This window comes from Mucilaginibacter sp. KACC 22773 (assembly GCF_028736215.1).
In the GTDB taxonomy this organism is placed as follows: domain Bacteria; phylum Bacteroidota; class Bacteroidia; order Sphingobacteriales; family Sphingobacteriaceae; genus Mucilaginibacter.
Window position 1 is genome coordinate 129,071 of record NZ_CP117883.1, and the last position, 23,040, is coordinate 152,110.

Genomic DNA, 23,040 nt, shown 5'->3' on the forward strand with positions numbered 1-23,040 from the left:
TCACTTTGTTGGTGACGGCCTGTATTTTATGCTTGTAACAAAGATTTTATACCAAGTTCTTTTTGATATAGCTGATGCTCTTGCCAATGCTATCAAACGGATCGCCGGGGCATATATCCTGTTCAACAAAGAAATATTTTACGCCTGCCTTTTTTGATTGGGCCAGGATCTTTTTAAAGTCGATAACACCGTTACCAACTTCGGTAAATTTCTTTTCAGGTGTGTTATCCATATCTTTCATATGTAACAGCGGAAAACGGCCCGGGTATTTGTTAAAGAAAGCTATCGGGTCTTGTCCGGCTTTGGTCATCCAGTACAAATCCATTTCCATTTTTACGTTGTCATGGTCGGTAGATGTTAGCAGTATTTCGTAAGGATATTGTCCGTTATCCTGTATAAATTCAAAATCATGGTTGTGGTAGCATAACTGGATTCCGGCATTTTTACAGGTTTGCCCTGCAATATCAAGCAAGCCTGCAATTTTTTTGTACTGTTCCAGGTCGCCTCTTTCAGTTTGCGATAAGTAAGCGCAAACCATATATTTTGCACCTACCGCCGCTGCATCATCAACGGCCTTTTTCCAGTCATTAAGTATAGTTCCCATTTGTGATGCGCCGTTAACCTGCTCCTGGCCAAGGCGGTAATGCGCGCTTGGCATGGCAAGGCCTTGCTGCGCCAATAAACTGGCAAAACCTTTGGCATTCATGCCATAAAATAATTCGGTGCCGGTGTAGGTAGCGCCTTCAACGGTGGTATACCCCAGCTTAGCTACTTTAGCTAATGCGGTAGCCGGGTCTTTTGCCATGGCGTCGCGAATGGTATATAATTGCAGGCCTATCTGTTTTTTGTTGTAAGCAAACAAACGGGGTGCCGCCAAAAGTCCGGCGGTAAGCACAGCCGATGTCTTGATAAATGAACGTCTGGTAGTCATAATTATATTTTATAATTAGTGAAGATTGGTGATGTTTATGATTGGTGATGTAAATATACTGTATAAACAATACTAAAAGCAAAGACTTGTTTTTATTTGAATAGTTTAATTAAACCAAACTATTAAAAGGCCGTCATATTACAAACAACCTTACTCCATTTGCTTTTACCTATCACAATAAAAATATGAAACTACCTGCAGGTTTGATTTTGGTGTTTTTGTTATGCTACACCCTAACGGCGCAAGCACAATCAAGTGGTTTGCTATTAAGGATTGGCACTATGCAGCCAACAGCCAATTTGCCCGACAGTAATTTAAGCAAAGGCTCGTTCCGGGTTAATATCGGTTACGGAAAAGTTTTCGCCGGTGGCCACTCCGGGTTTGATGTAACCGGTTTTGCCGATGTAATGAATTATAATTTTTATTTTGACGATGATTATAAGCGCTTTGAAGGCAAAACCCTGTATACAGGTATCGCTATAACACCACACTATTGTATCAATCCCGAAAGTGACCTTCAGGTTGCTGTCGCGCTGTCAATAAAAGGGGGTTACAATGTTGGCTACGGCGATGTATATCGTTACAGCGAACCACGTGATGATTATACCGAAAAGCTGGAGGGTAAATCAACAAACGCCGGCTATATGTTTGCTTATTCGCCCATGATAACTTTCTCCATCCCCGGCGAATTTGGCAGTGTTGGGCTGGAGCTGGGTTATGATAGTTCAAATTACGGAGCAGGCATCAACCGGTTACGGTCAAAATATTATGCTCCTTTAAAATATAATTCGGGCTACTTATTCATCGGCGTGTTTTTCAGGCTGCACCATTAGCTTTTTTTTAAATACAAAAATTATTACATCCATCAATTAAGTAGCCATTTTTACATATAAACAACATTCTTTTCCCTAAACTTGCAGTACAAAACGATTGTTGCCCCTCAACAACGTATTATAAAACATGAGTGAAGAATTTTACGGGCAAATTTTCATCAAGCAGCAAAAGCTTGAGTACGTGCCGTCTAACAGGGAAATTACCAGGTGGGCGCTGCGCGTTATTCATTTGCTATACCCGGAACAAACAGCAAAAACCTTTTCGACGGTTGAAGAGCTGAAGTCTGAATTTGTGCTGCTGGAAGCCGAGCTTTACCATATTATGGAGGCCACAAGTGCATGCGCCGATTGTGACAACAAAAAACGTGCTGCCGGTTTTTTTGAATCCCTGCCCCTGCTTTACCAGGTTTTAAATACCGATATACAGGCTATATTTAACGGCGACCCAGCTGCGCGCAGCGAATTTGAGGTGATACGTACCTATCCCGGTTTTTTTGCCATCTCGCTTTACAGATTGGCTCATGCCTTATATACCCGCGATGTTCCCTTGATTCCGAGGATCCTCACCGAATATGCCCATTCTAAAACCGGTATCGATATCCACCCGGCAGCTGTTATAGGCGATTATTTTTACATTGATCATGGCACCGGCATTGTAATTGGCGAAAGCTGCACCATCGGCGCTCACGTTAAATTATACCAGGGGGTTACCCTTGGAGCTTTAAGTGTTGATAAAAGTATGGCTTTTACCAAACGCCACCCCACGGTAGAAGACAATGTGGTTATATACTCCGGCGCTACTATATTAGGCGGCGAAACCGTGATAGGCAGCAACAGTATTGTTGGAGGCAATGTGTGGCTAACCAAAAGCCTGCCGCCAAATTCAAGGGTGTATCATACGCCAAGCATCCGTATCCTGAAAAAATTAACCCGGCGTATTTTTGGCGAGCAAAAATAATTGACCGGCAGGCAATCGCGTTTAAATCTTTTTAAGAAATTCCTGTTAGATGGTATATTCAACCGGTAGTGTCAATCAATTTGAGGAAAAGGGATAAAATTTATCTCGTGCGAAGCCGCAAAGCAATTTGCCTTTTTTCTTGATATATTTTATATTAATTTATTTCACACACATTAAAGTGTACCACCCCGTACCAGGGTGTTTCAGGGTGTACCGGTACACACACCCGCAATTAAACCCATTCGCCCTTTGACGCAGTGTTGTGCGACTGCACGCGGAAGGACCGCTTGTGATTTAGTAACCCCTCTTCCGCAATAGGGATAGAAGTGGGTACCGGCCCCGCGCGTAATGCCTGCAGGCGTATGAACGCATAGCCCGGACCGCAGGTATTGCCCGGGAAAAGAATCAAGAGACAAGAATCAGGAATCAGGATTTTTAATACGTAAATATTTTCCTTCAGCACTTTTTAGTATCAAGTAGCAAGATTTTGAAGGGGGGAAAAGTGAAAAACAATATCGAACACTGAATATCGAATGTCCAACACCGAGATTTTCGGTTCGTTATTCGAAATTGGATATTCGGCGTTCGATATTGAATTCATTTAAAAGCCCCGCAGGCCTTGTTAAACAAGGGCGCTGCGGGGTGGTAACCGCTACGTTACAGTTCTTTATCGTCTATCAGTTTGGCGTCGCGGGTGTTTTTTTGTACGGCAATGGCCGAGAACATGCTGAGGCAAAAGGCCATGGCGTAGAAGCCTTTCTCGCTTCGGGCCAGGTCGGTATTCCACAGGCCGATGGTTAATAAAACCATGGCTGCGATGGTGGCAAACCAGCTGAGGCCGTAGTACAGGTCGGTAACGGCCAACCCTTCGGACCTGTCCCTTACGCTTTTTTGTACCGAGATAACGGCGAATAAACCAAATAATAGGATGGTGAAATAATAGCCTTTTTCGTTCAGCTGTATAGTGGCGTTCCATAAGCCTACGCAGTAACCTATTACGCCCACCAATAAGGCAAACCACGAGGCCCCTATAAAGGCGGCGGTGGGTTTTAATGGGTTTCTTTTAATCTTGTCGCCATATTTTCCAAAGGCTGAATTTTCGTCTGTTTTGTTTTGTAGCGGTTCCATGTTTGTGTTGTTTTGGTTGTTAATATGGAAGCAAATGTGCGATGTAAAACCGGCCTGCAAAAATCATATTATGTAAATTACTGACGATATAATTTGCTAATTAATGTACATTTACCAGCATTAACACATTGATATGGACTCACTATCGGAACTGGTTAATCTGCTCAATAATACCGATAAAACACTATTTCGGCAGTTTTTGCAGCGCAAAAACAAAAGGGACGACGTAAAAAACCTGGCCTTACTTGATTTAATAGAAACTGACGATATAGCTGGCATAAATAAACTATACAAGCCCGAAAAAAATAAAGATGCTTACCATGCTTTACGCAAAAGGCTGCAGGATAATTTGCTGCTGTTTTTATCGCAAAAAACCTTCGAAAGCAGCCACGCCGAAACTTACGACGCCTTGCGCCTGGTGGTGGTAGGGCGTTTTTTGTTAGAGAATGATGTGCATAAGGTAGCCTTTAAATGTTTGGACAAGGCCGAAAAGCTGGCCAGCCATTTGGAGCAGTTTAATTTATTAAATGAGCTTTTATTGTTGAAACTGCAATATGCCCATTTGGAGGGGGCCGAAGACCTGGATGCCCTCACCGCGCGCTTTATGCAGAACCAGTTGCACATGCAGCGCGAGGCTAAGTTGAACATGGCCTATGCCTTTTTGCGGCAGGAACTACAGGCGATAAACCTGCAAGGGAAGATAGTGAATTTAACCAGCCTGGTGATCACCACCATCAGGAAATACAAAATCTCGGCCCAGGACCTGATGACCTATAAATCCATCTACCAGATCCTTTTCATCGCCAATGAGTACGCGGCGATACAGCAAAATTATGGGCTGATAGAGCGCTATGTTAAACGCACGGATCAGTTTATGCAGGGCCAGGCGGGTAAAAAGCAGTCGTACCTGTTTTATCATATCTCTATCCTGTACTTTTTGGCCAACTTTCACCTGCGGCAAAAGGATTTTGCCAGGAGCGTATCCTGGTTAAAAGAAATGATGGATCTGATGGAAACGGATAGCCGTTACTATGCGGTGTTTTATTTACGTTACCAGTTATTGCGTGCCCTTACCCTGTTTTTTACGGGTTTTGCCCACGATGCCATAGGGATATTGCAGGAATCGCTTGCCAAAACCAACGCCAGGAGCAAACCGGAAGACATAGAAGATGTGCGCATATGCCTGGCCATGTTTTTGGCGCTGTGCAACAACCAGCAAAGCTTAAAGCAACTCATGTTACTTACCCGAACCGATGCCTGGTACGAAAAAAAGATGGGCATGTTATGGACCATCCGCAAAAACCTGATGGAAATTCTGGTGCATGCGCAGTTCTCCAACATCGATGTTGCCATGTCGCGGCTAACCAGTTTTAGGCGGCGGTATAAGAAGTACCTGCTGAAAACGTCGGAGGAGCGGGTGCTGTTATTTTTGAAGCTGGTTGAAAAATACCTTCAAAAACCCGATGTGGTTTTTGAAACCACCTATCGCGACCAGGTTTTAAACCTGCTTGATAAGCCGGAAAATAACGACATTTTCACCTTAAGCTTTATAGCCTGGCTGATAGCACGGCGGGAGAAAAAAACAGCTTACGAAGTGGCGCTGACGCTGGTACAGGATAATAACTAAGCGCAATAATATCCGTGGGCGTGGTGCGTCGAATCGTAGCCATGCGGTATACGTCCCCGCCCAGCCAGAATTTCGCAAAAATTTATCATGCAAGGCCCATCTCAATTTCGGGGCTCCCGGATGTCTCCCTTCCATGGTGGTCATGAGGAGGCTATTGTTTAGCTAAAGTCATATCTGTCGCGCCGTTTCGCATACCTGCCTGGTTTAGGTTTAAATTTGTGATATGAGTTTAAAAACATTGGATAAGCTGGCTTATTCGGTACTGGATTTGGCTACTGTAGTTGAGGGGCACCCCATTGCCGATACTTACCATAACAGCCTGCAAAACGCGCGGCAGGCCGAGCAGCTGGGCTATACCCGTTACTGGTTTGCCGAGCATCATAATATGATTAGTGTGGCCAGTTCGGCCACGTCGTTATTGATTGGTTATGTGGCGGGCAATACGCAGGCCATCCGCGTGGGTTCGGGCGGCATTATGCTGCCGAATCATTCGCCGCTGGTGGTGGCCGAGCAGTTTGGCACCCTGGCTACCCTTTACCCCAACCGGATTGACCTTGGCCTTGGCCGCGCTCCCGGCACCGACCAGGTAACCGCTATGGCCATCAGGGGCGAGAATATGAACGCGTCGTTTTACTTCCCCCGGGATGTGGAGGTGCTGCAAAAATATTTTTCGGCCGATAATGCCGACGCCAAAGTCCGCGCTATCCCAGGCGAGGGGCTGGATATACCAATATGGATATTAGGTTCGAGCACGGATAGCGCCAGGCTTGCCGCGGCCAAGGGTTTGCCCTATGCCTTCGCCAGTCACTTTGCGCCTGCTTACTTTAAGGAGGCCATTAAAATATACCGCGATAATTTTAAACCATCGGCAGTATTGCAGCAGCCCTACGTAATGGCCTGCGTAAACGTAGTAGCCGCCGATACCGACGAGGAAGCCGAATACCTGGCCACCAGCGTAAAGCAAATGTTTATGGGCATTGTTACCGGCAAACGCCGCCTGCTGCAACCCCCGGTTGAAAGTATGGCCCACATCTGGAACGTGTTTGAAGAAGAAGCCGTGATGCAGATGCTGGCCTACTCGTTCATAGGCAGCAAGCAAAAAATTACCGCCATGCTAACCGATTTTGTGGCAGAAAACGGGGTGGATGAGATTATGGCAACATCGCATATTTATGATCATGAAGCGAAGCTGAAATCGTACAGGTTGTTTGCGGAGGTGGTGAGTGGAGAGTAGTGGAACGGCGGCGAAGACTCACCCGCCCAACGCTTCGCTGGGGCACCCTCTCTTCAACTTCCGTGGAAAGAGGGGCTTGAAATTTTATTTTTTATTTTTTTTCTGTAATGTATTGATATTGAGCATTTATACCCCTCTTTCCGGCGAAGCCGAAGAGAGGGTGGCGGGCGCAGCCTCGCCGGGTGAGTATTAGCCGGCGTTCAAAAGTCTTGATTCTTAACTCTTGATTCTTCCCCACTAAGCGTTAGCCAGCGCTCTATCCAAATGCGTGTACCCGCCGTCGACGTATACCAGTTGGCCGGTGGTGTGGCTGGATACGGGCGAGAGCAGGAAGGCAGTGGTGTTGGCCAGTTCTTCGGCGGTGGTCATACGGTTACCCAGGGGGATTTTTGATTGAATTTCTTGTAGTTTGGCTTCCGGGTCGGCCATTTTGTTTAGCCAGGTTTCGTACAGTGGGGTCCAGCACTCGGCCACCACAACGGCGTTTACACGGATGCCATATTTCAACAGCTCCACAGCCCATTCGCGGGTTAAAGCGTTACGCCCGCCGTTTGCCGCGGCGTATCCCGAGGTATGACCCTGTCCGGTGTCGGCAGTTTTGGAGGTGATATTGACGATAGCACCTTTGGATTTGATGAGTTCGGGTAGGGCATAATGGGCCATCAGGTAATAGTGTACCACATTTTTATGCAGCGATGCTATGAAGGCTTCGTAGTTGCCATCTTCCAGGCCTACACCATCATTTACGCCGGCGTTATTTACCAGGCCATCTATACGACCATATTTATCTATGGTTGCATCAATGGCATTTTGGTTAGCCTTAGGATCGGTAAGTTCGGCGGCAACCTGGAATGCCCTGCCACCGGCGGCTTCAATTTCACGAACCACTTTAAGGTTATCCGCCTCGCTGCGGCCTATAATAACCGGGATGGCGCCCTCGGCAGCCAAAACTTTCACAATGCCCTCGCCTATGCCTTTTGCGCCGCCTGTTACTATAATTACTTTATCTGTGAGTTGTAAATTCATGGTATATGGGTATTCGTTGTAAAATTTTTATTGTTAGTGGGATACGGTAAGTTTCACCTCTTTCACTTTTAAATTGCGCATGGCAAAGTAAAAAACAAACAAAAAGCAGGCCGCCGGTACCAGGTACGCAATCTGGATATTGGTCATATCAGATAATTTGCCCATTATCGGCGGGAAAATAGCACCGCCTACTATAGCCATGATCACCAGTGATGAACCCTCTTTGGTTTTGGCCCCCAATCCGCGGATACTTAACGAGAATATAGTAGGGAACATGATGGACATAAAAAACTCTACCCCAATTAACGCGTAAACCGGGAACTTACCGTGTAAAAACACCGAAAGCACAATAAGTGCCACATTGGTGATACCATAAATAGCCAGCAGTTTTACCGGGTTGATAAATGTCATCAGGAAAGTGCCAATAAACCGGCCTGCCAGAAATGCAAAAAGGGCCATAGTAAGGTAATTATTGGCCGCTGCCTCATCTACGCCCGCTACTCTTTCAGAAAAACGGATTAGAAAACTTCCTACACAGGCCTGCCCGCCTACATAAAAAAATTGCGCTACTACCCCAAACCTTAAACCTTTTTCGTTCAATAAGTCGGCAATACGCTCCAAAAAAGTGCGGTCTTCGTGCTGTGGCAGGCCTTCGCCTTCTTCAACAATTTCGGGCAAATGCGTACGCCATAACAAGATAGCCACTATAAGCACTGTAACTGCGATGATCAGGAAGGGCAATTGTACGGATGCAGCCTCTTTATTTAAATAGTTATTCAGTTGAAGTGATGACATGGCCTTCTCCTGGTCGGGCGTAAGCACTTTGCCCGATAGTATAGCCTTGCCTCCTAAATAAGATGCCAATACCGCTGCAAGGCCGTTAAACGTTTGTGCAAAGTTTATACGTTGCGTAGCACTCTCCGGATCTCCTAATACGCTGATGTATGGATTGGCCGCGGTTTCTAAAAAGGCAGCACCCGAAAATATGATGAACAACGCCCCCAGGAAAAACGCGTAGTTACGCACAATTGATGCCGGGAAAAACAGGAATGCACCAACCGAAAAAAGGATTAAACCAAACAGGATGCCCCCTTTATAACCATAACGTTTCATAAACTGGGCAGCTGGTATCGGCAACAAAAAGTAAGCAAAATACGCCGCGGAATCTACCAGTGATGATTGCAGATCACTTAGCTGGCAGGCTTTTTTTAAGTGCGGTATCAGTATCGGGTTAAGATTTAACGCAAAGCCCCAGATAAAGAACAGGGATGTTATTAAGACCACAGCAAGCGTATTTTTATTTTTCGACATAGTTGTTTTTTGTTATAATTGGTTTATTGGGTTGCTTTTATTTTAATGCTGATGTAATATCTTTTATTGAAACACCCAGCGTTTTCAGGGCGATGGTGTTAAGCGCTTTTTCGTCCCCGGTAAAGTGGAACACGCTGTGCCTGTGTGTTAATTTTTGACCTGGTTTTAAAAACGCGGCGGGCGATACACTTTCAATTTCGTAAAAAGGGCCCATCTGTTTGCCATCTGCCAGCGGGCCATCGTTATAGGCGTTTACGGCATCGCCGCTGAAGGGGGCGACATCGGTTTTCCACTCCTGGTTAAGGTATTTGGCGCTGCTGTCAATATCAAAAACCGTGATGGTTAACACCCGGTTACTGCCATCATAGCTTCCGGCCATGTTTTTGGCCCGGTTTGGCGGGATGCCCAGCTTGCCGCGCGATTTGCCATCGGCTTTAAACAACAGGATGCCTTTGTTGTAGGTGATGCGGTCGTTAGCAATCTCGCCAAAGTAATTGGTGGTGGCAACCTTACCGGTGGCGTTATCTACGTAAGGCACCACTATAACTGTTTTGGGCGATGGGGTAAACATATCAAGGTTCCATAGGCAGGGCGCGCCGGTGGTTTCGTCCCAGGCTGTGCTGCCTGTGTTGGTAATGGTGTTTATGGTGCTGAAGCCAACCAGTTTTATAGCAGAATCAGGGCTGATGCCCAGCAACCGGTTAATCACTTCGGGTTCCATGATCTCGATATCCCTGTCGAGTTTGATATCCAGCTGAGTTCCCGCGTAGTTTTGCAGCCGGGTACTTTTACTCATGGATACCTTTTTATCCGATGAGGAAACCAATTCCCAGCTTTCGTTATCAACTGCGGCCGGGGTGTGCCAGTTGGCAAATTCCATTTTGGTACCTGGTTTAAAGAACAGCGAGAACCTGCCGCCCTCGGGGCCGAGCCAAAGCCTGTCTTCGCCGCCAAAAGCGTTCATGTGCGGGTCGGGCTGTTTAAGATCAAAGGTTTCGTATTTTATCCAGCCGAAGCTTTTGCCGTCAAAACCATCAGCGGTGGAGGTAAATACTTTAGCTTGGTATTTGGGAGATACTGCTACCATACCCAAACCATTGTTGGTTTTTAAAATAACGATACTATCATGATGCAATAAAAAATTAAGGTCAAATATAAAGCTGCCTTTGGGTGCCTTGGGCATCATCTCCTTGCACGATGTAAGCGCTACTATTGTTAAAACAAACACTAAAACTTTACCTCCCTTCATGATATCATTGTTTATGTTTTGGATTAATACCAATAGTATTGATCATGGTACCGACGTGGTCTATAGTAATATAAACCTCGTCGCCCACCTGCAAAGTAAATGTTGGCGGTGGCACGAGGCAGGTACCCGTCATGAGGTAACAGCCCTGCGGAAAATCGCACTCGGCATATAAATAGCCCGCCAGTTCGGTAAAGGAGCGTTTAATGCGCGATATGGTAGTTTCATCCTGGTACACCGCAGCGCCATCCCTTTTGATGAGCAGTTTGATGGCCGAATCAGCAGGCAATGGCTCCGCACTTACATATAAGCAAGGGCCGAGCGCGGCACTTTTTTCGTAGATTTTGGCTTGCGGCAGGTACAGGGCATTTTCGCCCTCAATACTGCGCGAACTCATATCGTTGCCAATGGTATAGCCCTGGATATTGCCTTTGCTGTTGATGTACAGCGTCAGTTCGGGTTCCGGCACGTTCCATTCAGAATCTTTGCGGATGTACACCTCGCCGCCATGGCCACTTACCCGGTAGTGCGTGGCTTTAAAAAACAGTTCGGGCCGGGGGGCATCATAAACCTTATCGTACAAACTGGCCCCGCCCGAGCTTTCCGATTCTTCCATCCGGGCGTCGCGGCTTTTTAAATAGGTTACACCGGCCGCCCAAACCTCCTGCGTGCCAATGGGCGGCAGCGCCTGGCTGTTGGTAAATTCCTGGTGTACACCGGCGGTCAACGGTGTAGTGTCGTCAATAACGGATTGCAGGTAGGCGGCCAGGTTATCGCGGTTTACCAGTTTATCCCAGCTGTCATCAATAATGTAAGCGGCACCTTCATGCTCCAGGAGGATGCCTTTGGCAATTTTGTATAGCTTCATCAGTTTACTTCCAGTTCGTCGCGCGAGGGTAATTTGGGGAATGGGTTAGTTGGGCCGGTTTGGTACCAAAATACGGTAGATGCAATATCATCCTGCAAAGGCATATACCGCCCATCGTGTCGCCAGCCCAGTGCCTGGATGGTTACTTTCAGGCTTTTTTCAAACCTGATGGGGTCAACAATGTGCCAGCGGTACAGGCCAAAGCGCTGGGCCACGGTATAATGGCCATCGCCGCCAATTACCTGGGCAAGGCCGCTGTACGGCGTGTTAAATTCGGTGTATTCGGTTTCGTTCTTCTCTTTGCCGTTGGCATCCTTATGGCGGGTATCAAAGTCATATGACCCGCAGAAATAATCCTCGGTACCGGTGCCGTTTATGGTAGGGAATTTGGTATCGCCATCCATAAAAAACTTAATCTCCCCCTCGCCCCACCAGCCATTTTTGTGACTGCCATAAGCTAAATAAGTGCCCACATACTGTCCCTTGCCTACAATACTATCTACCAAAACATAATCTTTTTTATACGGCAGGGGATTGGTACGGCGAAACTGCGCATGAAAGTAACCCGCATCATCCGGGATATCCGTTAGCGTATAATCAACCTGGTAATAGAGCACCATATCGTTATCATCAATGTTTTCCATGGTGATACGGCATTTTTTACGGAACGGCATTGGCCAGTAGCAGTTAAAGGCGCTGCCCGGGTTTACTGCTACCGCTAAACTGGCCAGCGGCGAATATTTGCCCCAGCCCATGCAAAAAAAGTCGCCAACGGGAACTTCAACAGCGGGGGTAGTTTCATCGTCCCAATAAAAACGAAGTATACTATAGCGCCAGTTACCTGTAGGTGTCATCCAGATGTGCTGAATGGCACCGCTTTCGTTAATTTCGGCAATGGTAAAGGTGGTGTGCTTTTTAATAACGACACTTGGGCTCACCTTCCAGGTTTGGCCCAAATCGCGCGATGCGTTACCCCCCGTACCGGCAGTGGCCATGCCGCCCTTACCCTTTTCTCCATTAAAATTTTCGGGACTTATCGACCGGGTTTTGGCATCGCTGGTACGGTACAGGTTACCCAGGCCGACATCCAAACCATTAAACTTTTTTTGGGCAAACGCGGCCGGTATTGCCAGTAAAACAAACATCCAGCTCAGCAATAATAAAACATAATTTTTCATCTTAAAAACATAGGTTATCTGTTAGTAAAAAATCAATAATGCATCAATTGGTAAAATGCAATACCTTATTTATTTGCTGTAACGCTTGCTTTATGCACAATGAGCCCAAAGCCGGTCACAATCATAAAGATAATTTTTTTTATTACAACCCGCTTTATTAGCATAAACTTCAAGGATATTAGCATGGGGAAGCCGAAGCCCTGCTCTAAATCTCTCCCTGAAGGGGGAGACTTTTAATTGGCATGTCATTCTTTTAAAGTCTTCCCCTTTAGGGGAGGATTTAGGTGGGGCTTCATTACCTTTGTATATGTCATTTACCCTCATACTAAACAACATTGCCAAACACATTCATTTAACCGCCGATGAACAGAGTATTTTTACCGGTATGCTGCGGCCGCAAACCATAAAGCGCAAACAATTTTGGTTGAGCGATGGCGATATATGCAAACACTCGGCCTTTGTTACTTCGGGCTGCCTGCGCGGGTTTACGGTTGATAAAAATGGCATTGAACATGTGCTAAGCTTTGCCCCGGTAGATTGGTGGATGGCCGATATGTACAGCCTGATAAGCCAGAAACCCGGCATGCTGAACGTAGAGGCGCTGGAAGATACCGAGGTGTTATTGCTGAGTAAAACTAACCAGGAGGCATTATATAAACAGATACCCAAGTTTGAGCACTTTTTCCGGGTATTGGTAGAGAATTCGCTGGTTGCAAGTCAGCAACGCCTTATTGACGGCCTCAGCCTTACGGCCGAAGACCGCTACAACAACTTTTGCAAACGCTACCCCACGCTGATCTACACCCTGCCCCAAAAGCAAATAGCATCATACATTGGCGTTACGCCAGAGTTTTTTAGCAGGATGAGGAGCAGAAGGTAGTTGCCGGTTGCGAGGTTCGGGGTACTGGTGGCAAGGCGGATACAGTTTCAACCGTTTTTTCTCAGGCTCTGCCACCCGCACCTCGAACCACGCAACCCGAACCTGAAAAACTTAATCTACATCAACTCCCCCTTGCCAAATCCGCTGTACCTTTATATCGACAAACAGAGGAAACAACATCATGGCACAAACCATTTTACATAAAGCCGAAACACGTGGGCGCGCCAACCACGGCTGGCTGAACAGCTACCATTCTTTCAGCTTTGGCAGTTATTACAATCCCGAAAGAATGAACTTTGGCGCACTGCGCGTTTTAAACGACGATACTGTGGACGCCGGGATGGGCTTTGGCAAACATCCGCATGATAACATGGAGATCATTAGCATACCATTGGAAGGCAACCTGGAGCATGAAGACAGCATGAATAATGTGGCCGTTATTAAAAATGGCGACATCCAGGCTATGAGCGCCGGTACCGGAATTTACCATAGCGAGTATAACCAGGATCCAAACAAACGGGTAAAATTCCTGCAAATCTGGATTTATCCCAACCAACGCAACGTTGAGCCCCGGTACGACCAGCTTACTCTGAACCTTGATGACCGTCATAATAAACTACAACAAGTACTATCGCCCAATCCGGAAGATGCCGGTGTATGGATTCACCAGGACGCATGGTTTAACCTGGGTAAATTTGATGCAGGCGTAAGTACCGAGTATACTATCCACAAACCCGGCAACGGCGTATACGCATTTGTATTAAGCGGCGAAGTGCAGATTGATGGGCAAGCGGTTGGTACCCGTGATGCATTGGGTATTTGGGATGCCGAAGGTTTTACTATCACCGCAAGTACCAACGCGGAATTTTTACTGATGGAAGTGCCGATGAGCTTTTGATGTTCTGAGGATCGGGTTGCGAGGGACGTGGTTCGGGTGAAAAATAAATTTTAATCTGAGCTTGCATCCCAACACCCGGACGACGAAACATGAACCAAGATAGACACACCCGAACCCCGCAACACGAACCCCAAAATGGAAACAATACAAATTTTAGTCATCGGCCGCCACCCCGAAATATTGGCAACCGTAGTGCGTCTGGTAAACAACAACCCGGCCTGGAATGCCACCGGCTGCCAAACCGACGATGAGGCTATCCGGGCATTTGATGCAAAGGATTTTACGCTGGTGCTCCTTGGCGGCGGCATCCCGCCCGAATCTGAAACCCGGCTTAGCCAATACTTTCGTGATTGTAACCCCGATATCGGCATAGTACAGCACTACGGCGGCGGAAGCGGCTTACTTGCTGCAGAGATATACGAGGCGCTTAAATAGTTCACTGGTTCATTAGTTCATTGGTCTTTTCCCGCGGTTAGTTTATTAGCCTGATCTGGCGGAGGCCCGATTTGTTGTGTCGTAGATTGGTCCGCCGGTCCGTTGGTAATTAGTTTGCTTCTGTGGCGCCTTTAGTTTATATATTTGTTCCCCGGTTCTAAATTAATTTGTTGGCCGCCCTCTTTATCGTGCTGTTTGCAAACAAAGTAAGTAGCGCGAATATCGAAGCGATGAGTATCAAACTATTCACCAATAAACTAATGAACAAGAGAACCAATGAACTAAAATGAAAGTTATTATAGCCGAAAAGCCATCCGTTGCCCGCGAAATTGCCAAAGTATTTGGTGCTACCACCAAAAAAGACGGCTATATGGAGGGGAAGGGCTATACTTTTACCTGGGCATTTGGTCATTTGCTACAACTGGCAGCCCCGCAAGAATACGGCTATTACGGCTGGAGCGTTCAAAACCTGCCTATGCTGCCGCCCAAATTCAAACTCTCTATCCGTAAGGTAAAATCAAAGGATGGGATGATTGATGATCCATCGGTGAAAAAACAGCTGGATATTATCAAAAGCCTGTTTGACGAAGCTACCGAAATTATTGTAGCAACGGATGCGGGGCGCGAGGGCGAACTCATATTTCGCTATATTTATTATTATCTTAAATGCAAAAAGCCTTTTAAAAGGCTCTGGATCTCATCACAAACGGATGAGGCTATTAAAGAAGGTTTCCGCAACCTGAAACCGGGCAGCGATTATGATACGCTGTTCAATTCTGCACATTGCCGCTCGCAGTCGGATTGGTTGGTGGGCATGAATGCCACGCAGGCCTTAAGCCTGTCGTCGGGCAATAGAGGCGTACTGTCGTTAGGTAGGGTGCAAACGCCTACACTGGCCATGATCTGTTCGCGCTACCTGGATAATAAGAATTTTGTGCCCCAGCTGTATTACCAGGTAAGCATCCAGCCCGATAAGGACGGGCAGACATTTAAAGCCATCTCGGTAAGCAACTTTAAAACTAAAGAAGAAGCGCAGGTTATTTTTGATAAGGTACAGGATGTGGCATCGGGCTTTCCGCAGGGTGCCCATATTATTAATGTAGAGGCCAAACCCCGAAAAGAACCACCACCCTTACTGCACGACCTGAGCAGCCTGCAGCAGGAAGCCAACAAGCGCAAAGGCTTCACGGCCGATCAAACCCTTAACATCCTCCAAAACCTGTACGAGGGTAAGCTGGTAACCTATCCGCGTACAGGCAGTCGTTATATTGGTGATGATGTATTTGCCGGCGTACCTGATTTGATTGAAAAGTTAAAGGAACACCCCGACTTTGGCAAACAGGCTACATTGTTATCGGGCGCCAAGCTGAGCAAGCGCAGCGTAAACGCCAAAAAGGTAACCGATCACCATGCCATACTAACCACGGGCGAGCCTCCTTACCAGCTAACGCCCGATAAACAGGCTGTTTACGATATGGTTGCCGGCCGCATGCTGGAAGCATTTCACCAGGATTGTATCAAAGAGATTACCAAGATTACCATCGAATCGGGCTCGTTGTTTATGGCCAGCGGTACGGTTATACAAACACCCGGCTGGCGCGCCGTATTTAACGATACCGACGAGGAAAAAAAGGACGAGGAAAATCCAACCCTGCCCAAAGTACAACAGGGCGAAATGCTGCCTATTACAGATAAGGCTTTGTTAGAGAAACAAACCAAGCCCAAGCCTCTTTATAACGAAGCCAGCCTGCTTAAAGCTTTAGAAACGGCCGGAAAAGAAATTGACGACGAGGAATTGCGTTATGCCATGAAGGATAGTGGGTTGGGCACCCCGGCTACCCGTGCATCCATTATCGAAACATTGCTGAAACGTAATTACATCCTGCGTGAAAAAAAGAACCTGGTGCCTACCCCAACCGGGCTGGCAGTATACCAGGTGGTAAAAAACCAGCAAATAGCCCAGGCCGAACTGACAGGTAACTGGGAAAAACGCCTGGAAGAGATCCGTACCGGTGCATCCGTTGCCGATTTTCAGGAAGAAATCAAGACCTATACCCGCGCGATTACCCAGGAGTTGCTGCGCGAAGGCAAAGCATTGAAGATTGATCCGGTTGTGGTGTAATAACCTTCGGCGCTGAATTTGCTTAATTGTAGCATTGGTTTAACTAATCACGTCTATTAAATAAGCTAAAGCATCCTTTGAATGCAGCGCCGCTGTTGATTCCATGGTGGTGGCAGCAACCTGGGATGCCCGCACGCGCATTTGGTTTTCGTAAGCTGCAATTGCTGATGGCAGATCTGTAAAATTATCGCCGGTAAGGCATTGGCTTAGTACAAGCGCATCCAGCATGGCCATGTTTACGCCTTCGCCTGCATAAGGGGGCATCAGGTGGGCTGCATCGCCAAGTATAGTTAAGTTGGGCAGTGCATCCCAGGTTTGATCAAGCGGCATACAATATTGAGGGCGCAATACAAAGGCAGCATCGGCACTTTCAAACAGTTCCAGCCAAATGTTGTCCCAGCCTGTAAATTCACGTTTAAACCAGGCAATAACCTGCGCTTTGTTGGTAAAATCAATCCCGCTTTCGCGGCCCCAATGTTCGGGCTTGTTACAGCCGGTATAAAACACCAGGCTGCCATCGCCTTTTGAGCTTACAATGATGGATTTTTCATTGCCCATGGCAAATATCTTGCCGCCATTTAAAAGCTTATGAATGCGCGGGCTGGCTATGGCCGAATTATAAACAGCCCCCTCTACCACCGTAACGCCCGAGTAAAAAGGCTTAATGGGCGTAATATAAGGGCGGATTTTGGAGTTGGCGCCATCCGCAGCAATTACCACATCGGCATAATTGGAATTGCCATTTTTAAAGTCAATTTGCCAGCCAGCGCCCTGGGGATGTAGTGCCGAAAACTGGCTGTCCCATATCACCGTTTCGGGTTGTAATGATTCCAGCAGGATTTTTTGCAATGGGCCACGATCAATTTCCGGACGGAAATGCGCGCCCTCTTTTTCTTCGTTATCTTCCAGTACGATATTTGCATTTTTATCTGCTACGCGCATCCTGCCGGCATCGGGACGGTAATTGGCCATAAAGGCATCTATAAGCCCGGCCTCGCGAATAGCCTTAAGTCCGGAATCGTCATGAAGGTCAAGCGTTGCACCTTTGAGGCGTGCATTGGCATGGGCATCACGTTCATAAACTTTTACGTTGGTGCCATTCATTTGCAGTAACCTTGCCAGTGTAAGCCCGCCCGGACCAGCACCTATAATGGCTATTTTTTTACTTTTAATGGTATTCATTGTTTTATTATGGATTAATCATTATCCCTTTTATCAGCACATCGCAGCAATCTAAAAGGGTTTGTTGGGTAATAATTTGAGTTGGACGCTCCTGGTAATCAAAGTATTCGGTAACCAAATCAAAAATGGCCGAAAACAGCAATGCCCGGAGCACATCATGCGGCAAGCTTTTAATAATGCCCGCCGATACATTTAGCTGAAAAAATTGGCGAATAGGGGCAAAAAAATAACCTTCCTGTATATTTGCCTGCTGGTAAGCCCTGTTCAACAAAGGCGAGCTTTTGCCATGCCGGATAAGCGCGAAGGCATGCCTGTTGCCGGTAAGGTATTCAAACGCGTTTAGCCAAATCTTTTTTAACCCATCGGCAAAGGGCATTGCAGGGTCGAACCCGGCTAAAAGTGCTTTTTCGTAAGCGCCCAAAACTTCTTCAATAAAAAGCTTCACCAGCAGATCTTCTTTGTTTTCGTATTTGATATAGATGGTGCGCGGCGAGATATTGGCTGCCTTAGCCAGCTTTTGCATGGTGAGGTTTTCCAGCCCTTCGTCGGCAATTATTTGCAAGGCTATGGTACGGATGGCTTGCTCTTTATCTAAGTTTTTTGGACGCATGTTGTGTTCAATTTCCTTTGAAATGAAATCTGATGCAATAATAAGTAAATGTTTATTTACTTACAAGATATTTTCACTATCAGATTTAATCACGACATTCAGTTATAAAATGCGGGAGCGCTGAAGGCGAATGAAGTGTATCGCATGGCTGCCAGTCGACTCACCCCGACGAGGCTACGCTCGTCTGCCTCTCTCCAACTGCGTCGCATAGAGGAGCAAAAAAGGGCTCACCCTCTTTGCGGCGTAAGCCGGAGAGAGGGTGAACCAGCGGAGCTTTGGCCGGGTGAGTCGTGGCCAGTGTTCAACCTGAATGTTCCTGTAGCGTCCAACACGTCATGGATAATTGTAAAATCTTCTCATTTTGAACCTCATTCTCCTTCCTATGCCATCGCTTCAATCATCTTCAAAACGTTTTTGAGGATGGGGCTTTGGTCGTCAGTCCGCCAGTGTACAAACAGGTTGCTTTCAAAGGGCAGTTCAATAAAACGGATGCCCTGGTAACCCTGGTTGGCGTACGAATAAGGCATTATGCTGATGCCGAATTGCCTGATGATGAGCGAAATGATGGTTGAGCCAAAATCCGAAGTATAAGAAAATTCGGGCGATATGCCGTAGTGTTCAAATACCTGTTGGGTAAGCTGGCTATAGCTGCTGCTGCTGTTGGAACGGGGCATAATAAACTTTTGCGTTTGTAATGATTCGGCAGTAATGTCGGCCAGTTCCCTGAACGCATGATCCTGGGGCAATACCAAGGCAAGGTGATCTGTTTGTACTTTCATCGTGCTGATATTATCCAGCCGGTTTATATCGCGGCTGAATTTCAGGTCGATCTTGTACTTGGTTAAAAATTCCTGCTCATCTTCATAAGCCAGCTGTATCATTTCAATCTTCAGTTCGGGATAGCGGATGGAGATATCAAGTATCAGCTGCGGCAGGGTAGAAAAAGAAATCGAATCCGGATGCGCTATCCTGATGGAGCCGGTTTCGCCGAGTTCGATTTTTTTGGCAAACTGGTGGATAAAATTAAATTCATCTACAATATCGGCCCATTTGGCTTTCAGGAATTCACCGGCGGGGGTTAGCTTAACATTGCGCTTGGTGCGTTCAAACAGCTGCACATCCAACTCATCCTCCAACGATTTGATTTGCCTGCTTAATGCCGACTGGGTAATGTTTTGTTTGGCCGATGTGTTCCAAAAATGAAGCTCGTCTGCAAGGGCCAAAAAGTTTTTTATCTGCTGTAAATCCATAATTGTTAATGCATAAAAATCATTAATTAATCTAAAATAAGCATTTTTTAGCATTTATAGATGGGCTACTTTTACAGCAAATAAAAATCCGCTTGGCCTTTTTTAAAAAATATAAAACCCATTACAGCGCTACTATGCGTTTGGCTTACCCGGTAATGATATCGCAGGTGGGGCATCCGTTAGTGGGGTTTTCGGCATCCATTATATTGGGGCACTTTGCCGGCACGGTACCGCTTGCTGCGCTGGCTATTGCCAACGGTTTTTTTAACCTTATGCTTATTATTGCCATCGGCATATCCTACGGCATAACCCCGCTGGTTGCACGCGAAAACGGGGCAGGTAACTACAAGGAATGCGGTCGTTTGTTGTCGCACAGTATAGTGGTGAATGTCCTGACGGGCTTAATGCTCTTAATAGTTACCTGGCTTGGCGGGCAATACTTAATAGCGCATATTGGTTTGGATGCGGCTGTGGTGGCACAGGCCAAACCGCTGTTGGTGTTGTTAGGATTGTCTATTATCCCTTTGATGCTGTTTTTATCGTTTAAGCAGTTTGCCGAAGGTTTGGGTTTTACCAGGCTGGCTATGCAGGTGAGCATTTGGGGTAATGTAATCAATATTGTAGTTGGTATTATATTGGTAAAAGGTTTATTGGGTATTCCGGCCCTGGGTGCCAAAAGCATAGGCTACAGCGCTATTATCGATAGGGGGCTGATGGCCGTAGTTATGGCTGCATTTGTACTTAAAACGCAGCGGTTTAATAAATTCCTGCAAGGTTGCCGCCCTTTTCAGTTTGATGCCGTGCGGTTCAGAAAAATTCTGGCTACCAGTGTTCCCATTGTATTGCAAAACATTTTTGAGATAAGCGCCTTTAGCGCTGCGGTTTTTATAGTAGGGATAATAGGGGCCAGGCAACTGGCAGCGTACCAGATAGCGATGAACTATCTGTCGTTTATTTATTACGCGGTTAACGGTATAGGCACGGCGGCGGCCATTCAAACCGGCTATTTTTTGGGGCAGGTAAAGTTTTATTTACTGCGTGCATCGGCGTTGGCGAGCTATCACCTTACTATTGTATTTCACCTGGTTACCGGGGTGCTGTTGTTGGTTTTAAAAGGTATTTTGCCTAAAGTTATCTCGGTTGATCCGCTGGTGGTGAGTATGGTTGGCAACCTGTTTGTTATAGCTGCCGGGTTAGAGGTTTTCGATGGCCTGCAGGTGGTAAGCCTGAGTATATTACGGGGCCTTGGCGATTTAAAATACCCGGTGTTAATTAACCTGGCCGCTTACTGGGGCGTTGCCTTGCCGGTAGCTTTTTTACTGGGCCTGCATACCCCCATGGGCTTAACAGGTGTATGGCTGGGGCTTTTCAGCGGCCTGTTAATGGCATCGGTACTGCTTTACTTACGTTTCCGGCACCTGGCCAACAGGCATGCTGATAACGTGCCGGCAGAACAGGAGAATTTATTTAACAACGTATTAAAACTCGAATCTCAATAATATCATCATGACCGATACAATGACCATAAACAGCGCCGGCATCCGGTTTATTAAAGTGGATATGCAAAACATCCGGGTTTTAAAAGCAATTGGCATCGAAACCTTTAACGAAGCCTTCGCGCATTTGAACACGCCCGAAAATATGGAGGACTACCTGGCAACTGCTTTTGCCGATGAAAAACTGGCCGCCGAAGTTAACAACCCATGCTCGGAATTTTACATGGCGCAGGTTGATGGCAATATAGTTGGTTACGTAAAAATCAACCACGGGCCGGCACAAACCGATGTAAAGGATGATAATGCTTTAGAAGTTGAAAGAATTTACGTGCTGAAAGCTTTTCACGGCAAAAAGGTGGGCCAGTTACTTTTTGATAAGGCATTTGAGATTGCCGTACAGATGAAGAAAACCTATATATGGCTTGGCGTTTGGGAGCATAATGCCAAGGCGCTGGCTTTTTATAAAAAGAATGGTTTTGAAGTGTTTGGCTCGCACGACTTTTGGCTGGGCGATGATTTGCAGACAGATTTGATGATGAAACGGTATTTAGGGTAAGGCTGGGAGGAATAACTGTTTTGAGCAGATAAGAACTGATGTTGAACCAAAAACATACGCCTAAATAAAACTTTTGTCATTTCGAACGAGGAACGAGGAGAAATCTTTTACGACTGTGCTTACGATGAACATACCAAAATGCAGGGCGTATAAGATTTCTCTTCGCGCCACCTCACAGGCCCTCCTCGCTCATCGAAATGACAAAATTTGCCGATACCCGCACAAGAAATTGTGCATACGTTGTGTCTATGATACCGTTATCTCGCCCCTTAAATCCGTTTCCATGTAATGTTTTACCAGGGCCGGGTCGTCAAACTTGCCCAGCAGGTACATCATTTTGGTTACTGCCGATTCAAAAGTCATATCGTAACCGTTGGCTACGCCCATGTCTTTAAGTTGTTTGCTGGTTTCGTAGCGGCCAAGCTCAACGGTGCCCACTTTACATTGCGAGATATCTACAATCACTTTACCATCTTTAATAGCTTTTTCCAGCAGGTTAAGAAACCATGTGTCGGTTGTGGTATTGCCGGCACCAAATGTTTCCATTACCACGCCCCGTACATCGGCATTTAAAATGGCCTCAACCACTTTTGTGCCTATGCCAGGGTAAAGTTTTAACACACCTACATCGCTTATAAGGTTGTTGTGGATGATAAGCTCGTCCCCATCCTGCGGGTGCCTGATATCATTGGCGTTAAACTTAAGGTGTACGCCACTCTCGGCCAGGATAGGATAATTTGGCGACCGGAAGGCCTCGAATTTGGACGAATTATATTTAAAGGCACGGTTACCACGGAAGAGTTTGTAATCAAAATAGATACAAACTTCGGGTACGCGGGCGCGGTCATTCTTTTTGGCTTTGGCAATTTCGATGGCGGTCATCAAATTTTCCTTCGCATCGGTGCGGATGGCGCTGATGGGCAATTGCGAGCCTGTAAAAATAATGGGCTTGCCCAGGTTTTCGAGCATAAAGCTTAATGCCGAGGCGGTATAGGCCATGGTATCTGAGCCGTGAAGGATTACAAAGCCGTCATTATCGTGATAGTTTGACTCGATAAGGCCGGCCAGGTCGCTCCAGATAGCAGGGTTCATGTTTGATGAATCGATGATCTCATCAAAAGAGTGTACTTTAATCCGGCAGTTCAGTTTCTCCAACTCCGGCACGTTATCCATTATTTGCTCAAAGTTGATAGGCTTGAGCACCTTAGTCACAGGATCGCTCATCATCCCTATGGTACCGCCGGTGTAAATGATCAGTATCTGGCTCATTA

General features: G+C 46.5%; 21 protein-coding genes. 10 read left to right on the forward strand and 11 right to left on the reverse strand.

Features of this window, described 5'->3' with window-relative positions:
- Positions 1–46 precede the first annotated feature (46 nt).
- A complete protein-coding gene (locus PQ469_RS00580; protein WP_274211246.1) occupies positions 47–931 on the reverse strand; it encodes a sugar phosphate isomerase/epimerase family protein in 885 nt (294 codons plus the stop codon).
- Between the two features lie 185 nt (positions 932–1,116).
- On the opposite strand from PQ469_RS00580, the gene PQ469_RS00585 reads away from it, so the two are divergent.
- A complete protein-coding gene (locus PQ469_RS00585; protein ID WP_274211247.1) occupies positions 1,117–1,764 on the forward strand; it encodes a hypothetical protein in 648 nt (215 codons plus the stop codon).
- 127 nt (positions 1,765–1,891) lie between these two features.
- Positions 1,892–2,722, forward strand: coding sequence for a serine O-acetyltransferase EpsC (gene epsC / locus PQ469_RS00590; protein ID WP_274211248.1), 831 nt, complete (start codon positions 1,892–1,894; stop codon positions 2,720–2,722).
- 657 nt (positions 2,723–3,379) lie between these two features.
- Here epsC and yiaA read toward each other — a convergent pair.
- Positions 3,380–3,850 (reverse strand): inner membrane protein YiaA, encoded by a 471-nt coding sequence (yiaA, locus tag PQ469_RS00595; protein WP_274211249.1) that lies wholly within the window; start codon positions 3,848–3,850, stop codon positions 3,380–3,382.
- Between the two features lie 133 nt (positions 3,851–3,983).
- Here yiaA and PQ469_RS00600 point away from each other — a divergent pair, with 133 nt between their 5' ends.
- The gene (locus PQ469_RS00600; protein WP_274211250.1) at positions 3,984–5,477 is read left to right on the forward strand and encodes a hypothetical protein; all 1,494 of its coding nucleotides are present in this window, start codon (positions 3,984–3,986) and stop codon (positions 5,475–5,477) included.
- A 223-nt stretch (positions 5,478–5,700) separates the two neighbouring features.
- The gene (locus PQ469_RS00605) at positions 5,701–6,711 is read left to right on the forward strand and encodes an LLM class flavin-dependent oxidoreductase (protein ID WP_274211251.1); all 1,011 of its coding nucleotides are present in this window, start codon (positions 5,701–5,703) and stop codon (positions 6,709–6,711) included.
- 237 nt (positions 6,712–6,948) lie between these two features.
- On the opposite strand, the gene PQ469_RS00610 is transcribed toward PQ469_RS00605, so the two are convergent.
- Genes PQ469_RS00610 through PQ469_RS00630 form a run of 5 tightly spaced genes read right to left on the reverse strand, consistent with a single transcriptional unit; the run spans position 6,949 to position 12,340 of the window.
- On the reverse strand, positions 6,949–7,737 hold the full coding sequence (locus PQ469_RS00610; RefSeq protein ID WP_274211252.1) for an SDR family oxidoreductase: 789 nt from the start codon (positions 7,735–7,737) through the stop codon (positions 6,949–6,951).
- 33 nt (positions 7,738–7,770) lie between these two features.
- The gene (fucP, locus tag PQ469_RS00615) at positions 7,771–9,048 is read right to left on the reverse strand and encodes an L-fucose:H+ symporter permease (RefSeq protein ID WP_274211253.1); all 1,278 of its coding nucleotides are present in this window, start codon (positions 9,046–9,048) and stop codon (positions 7,771–7,773) included.
- A gap of 37 nt (positions 9,049–9,085) precedes the next feature.
- Positions 9,086–10,297 (reverse strand): DUF6786 family protein, encoded by a 1,212-nt coding sequence (locus tag PQ469_RS00620; RefSeq protein WP_274211254.1) that lies wholly within the window; start codon positions 10,295–10,297, stop codon positions 9,086–9,088.
- A 4-nt stretch (positions 10,298–10,301) separates the two neighbouring features.
- A complete protein-coding gene (locus PQ469_RS00625) occupies positions 10,302–11,162 on the reverse strand; it encodes a fumarylacetoacetate hydrolase family protein (protein ID WP_274211255.1) in 861 nt (286 codons plus the stop codon).
- Positions 11,162–12,340, reverse strand: coding sequence for a glycoside hydrolase family 172 protein (locus PQ469_RS00630; protein ID WP_274211256.1), 1,179 nt, complete (start codon positions 12,338–12,340; stop codon positions 11,162–11,164). Before PQ469_RS00630 ends, PQ469_RS00625 begins: the two co-directional genes overlap by 1 nt.
- 307 nt (positions 12,341–12,647) lie before the next feature.
- Between PQ469_RS00630 and PQ469_RS00635 the strand changes: the two genes are divergently transcribed.
- From PQ469_RS00635 to PQ469_RS00650, 4 genes are all read left to right on the forward strand, one after another.
- Positions 12,648–13,220 carry a Crp/Fnr family transcriptional regulator gene (locus tag PQ469_RS00635; protein ID WP_274211257.1) on the forward strand — a complete coding sequence of 191 codons (573 nt, stop codon included), beginning with the start codon at positions 12,648–12,650 and terminating at the stop codon, positions 13,218–13,220.
- 181 nt (positions 13,221–13,401) lie between these two features.
- The gene (locus PQ469_RS00640; RefSeq protein WP_274211258.1) at positions 13,402–14,118 is read left to right on the forward strand and encodes a pirin family protein; all 717 of its coding nucleotides are present in this window, start codon (positions 13,402–13,404) and stop codon (positions 14,116–14,118) included.
- A gap of 135 nt (positions 14,119–14,253) precedes the next feature.
- On the forward strand, positions 14,254–14,553 hold the full coding sequence (locus PQ469_RS00645) for a hypothetical protein (RefSeq protein WP_274211259.1): 300 nt from the start codon (positions 14,254–14,256) through the stop codon (positions 14,551–14,553).
- Between the two features lie 286 nt (positions 14,554–14,839).
- Positions 14,840–16,675 (forward strand): DNA topoisomerase 3, encoded by a 1,836-nt coding sequence (locus PQ469_RS00650; RefSeq protein ID WP_274211260.1) that lies wholly within the window; start codon positions 14,840–14,842, stop codon positions 16,673–16,675.
- Positions 16,676–16,714: 39 nt separating this feature from the next.
- On the opposite strand, the gene PQ469_RS00655 is transcribed toward PQ469_RS00650, so the two are convergent.
- The 3 genes from PQ469_RS00655 to PQ469_RS00665 form a co-directional block, all read right to left on the reverse strand.
- The gene (locus PQ469_RS00655; protein ID WP_274211261.1) at positions 16,715–17,857 is read right to left on the reverse strand and encodes an FAD-dependent oxidoreductase; all 1,143 of its coding nucleotides are present in this window, start codon (positions 17,855–17,857) and stop codon (positions 16,715–16,717) included.
- A 7-nt stretch (positions 17,858–17,864) separates the two neighbouring features.
- Complete coding sequence (locus PQ469_RS00660; RefSeq protein WP_274211262.1) at positions 17,865–18,467, reverse strand: TetR/AcrR family transcriptional regulator; 603 nt, start codon at positions 18,465–18,467, stop codon at positions 17,865–17,867.
- 380 nt (positions 18,468–18,847) lie between these two features.
- Positions 18,848–19,717: a LysR family transcriptional regulator gene (locus PQ469_RS00665; RefSeq protein WP_274211263.1), complete on the reverse strand. Its 870-nt coding sequence runs from the start codon at positions 19,715–19,717 to the stop codon at positions 18,848–18,850.
- 92 nt (positions 19,718–19,809) lie between these two features.
- Here PQ469_RS00665 and PQ469_RS00670 point away from each other — a divergent pair, with 92 nt between their 5' ends.
- Together PQ469_RS00670 and PQ469_RS00675 are read left to right on the forward strand one after the other, a co-directional pair.
- Positions 19,810–21,216, forward strand: coding sequence for an MATE family efflux transporter (locus PQ469_RS00670; protein ID WP_274211264.1), 1,407 nt, complete (start codon positions 19,810–19,812; stop codon positions 21,214–21,216).
- Positions 21,217–21,223: 7 nt separating this feature from the next.
- Positions 21,224–21,769, forward strand: coding sequence for a GNAT family N-acetyltransferase (locus PQ469_RS00675; protein ID WP_274211265.1), 546 nt, complete (start codon positions 21,224–21,226; stop codon positions 21,767–21,769).
- Between the two features lie 246 nt (positions 21,770–22,015).
- On the opposite strand, the gene PQ469_RS00680 is transcribed toward PQ469_RS00675, so the two are convergent.
- Complete coding sequence (locus PQ469_RS00680; protein ID WP_090640713.1) at positions 22,016–23,038, reverse strand: asparaginase; 1,023 nt, start codon at positions 23,036–23,038, stop codon at positions 22,016–22,018.
- Positions 23,039–23,040: the final 2 nt, after the last annotated feature.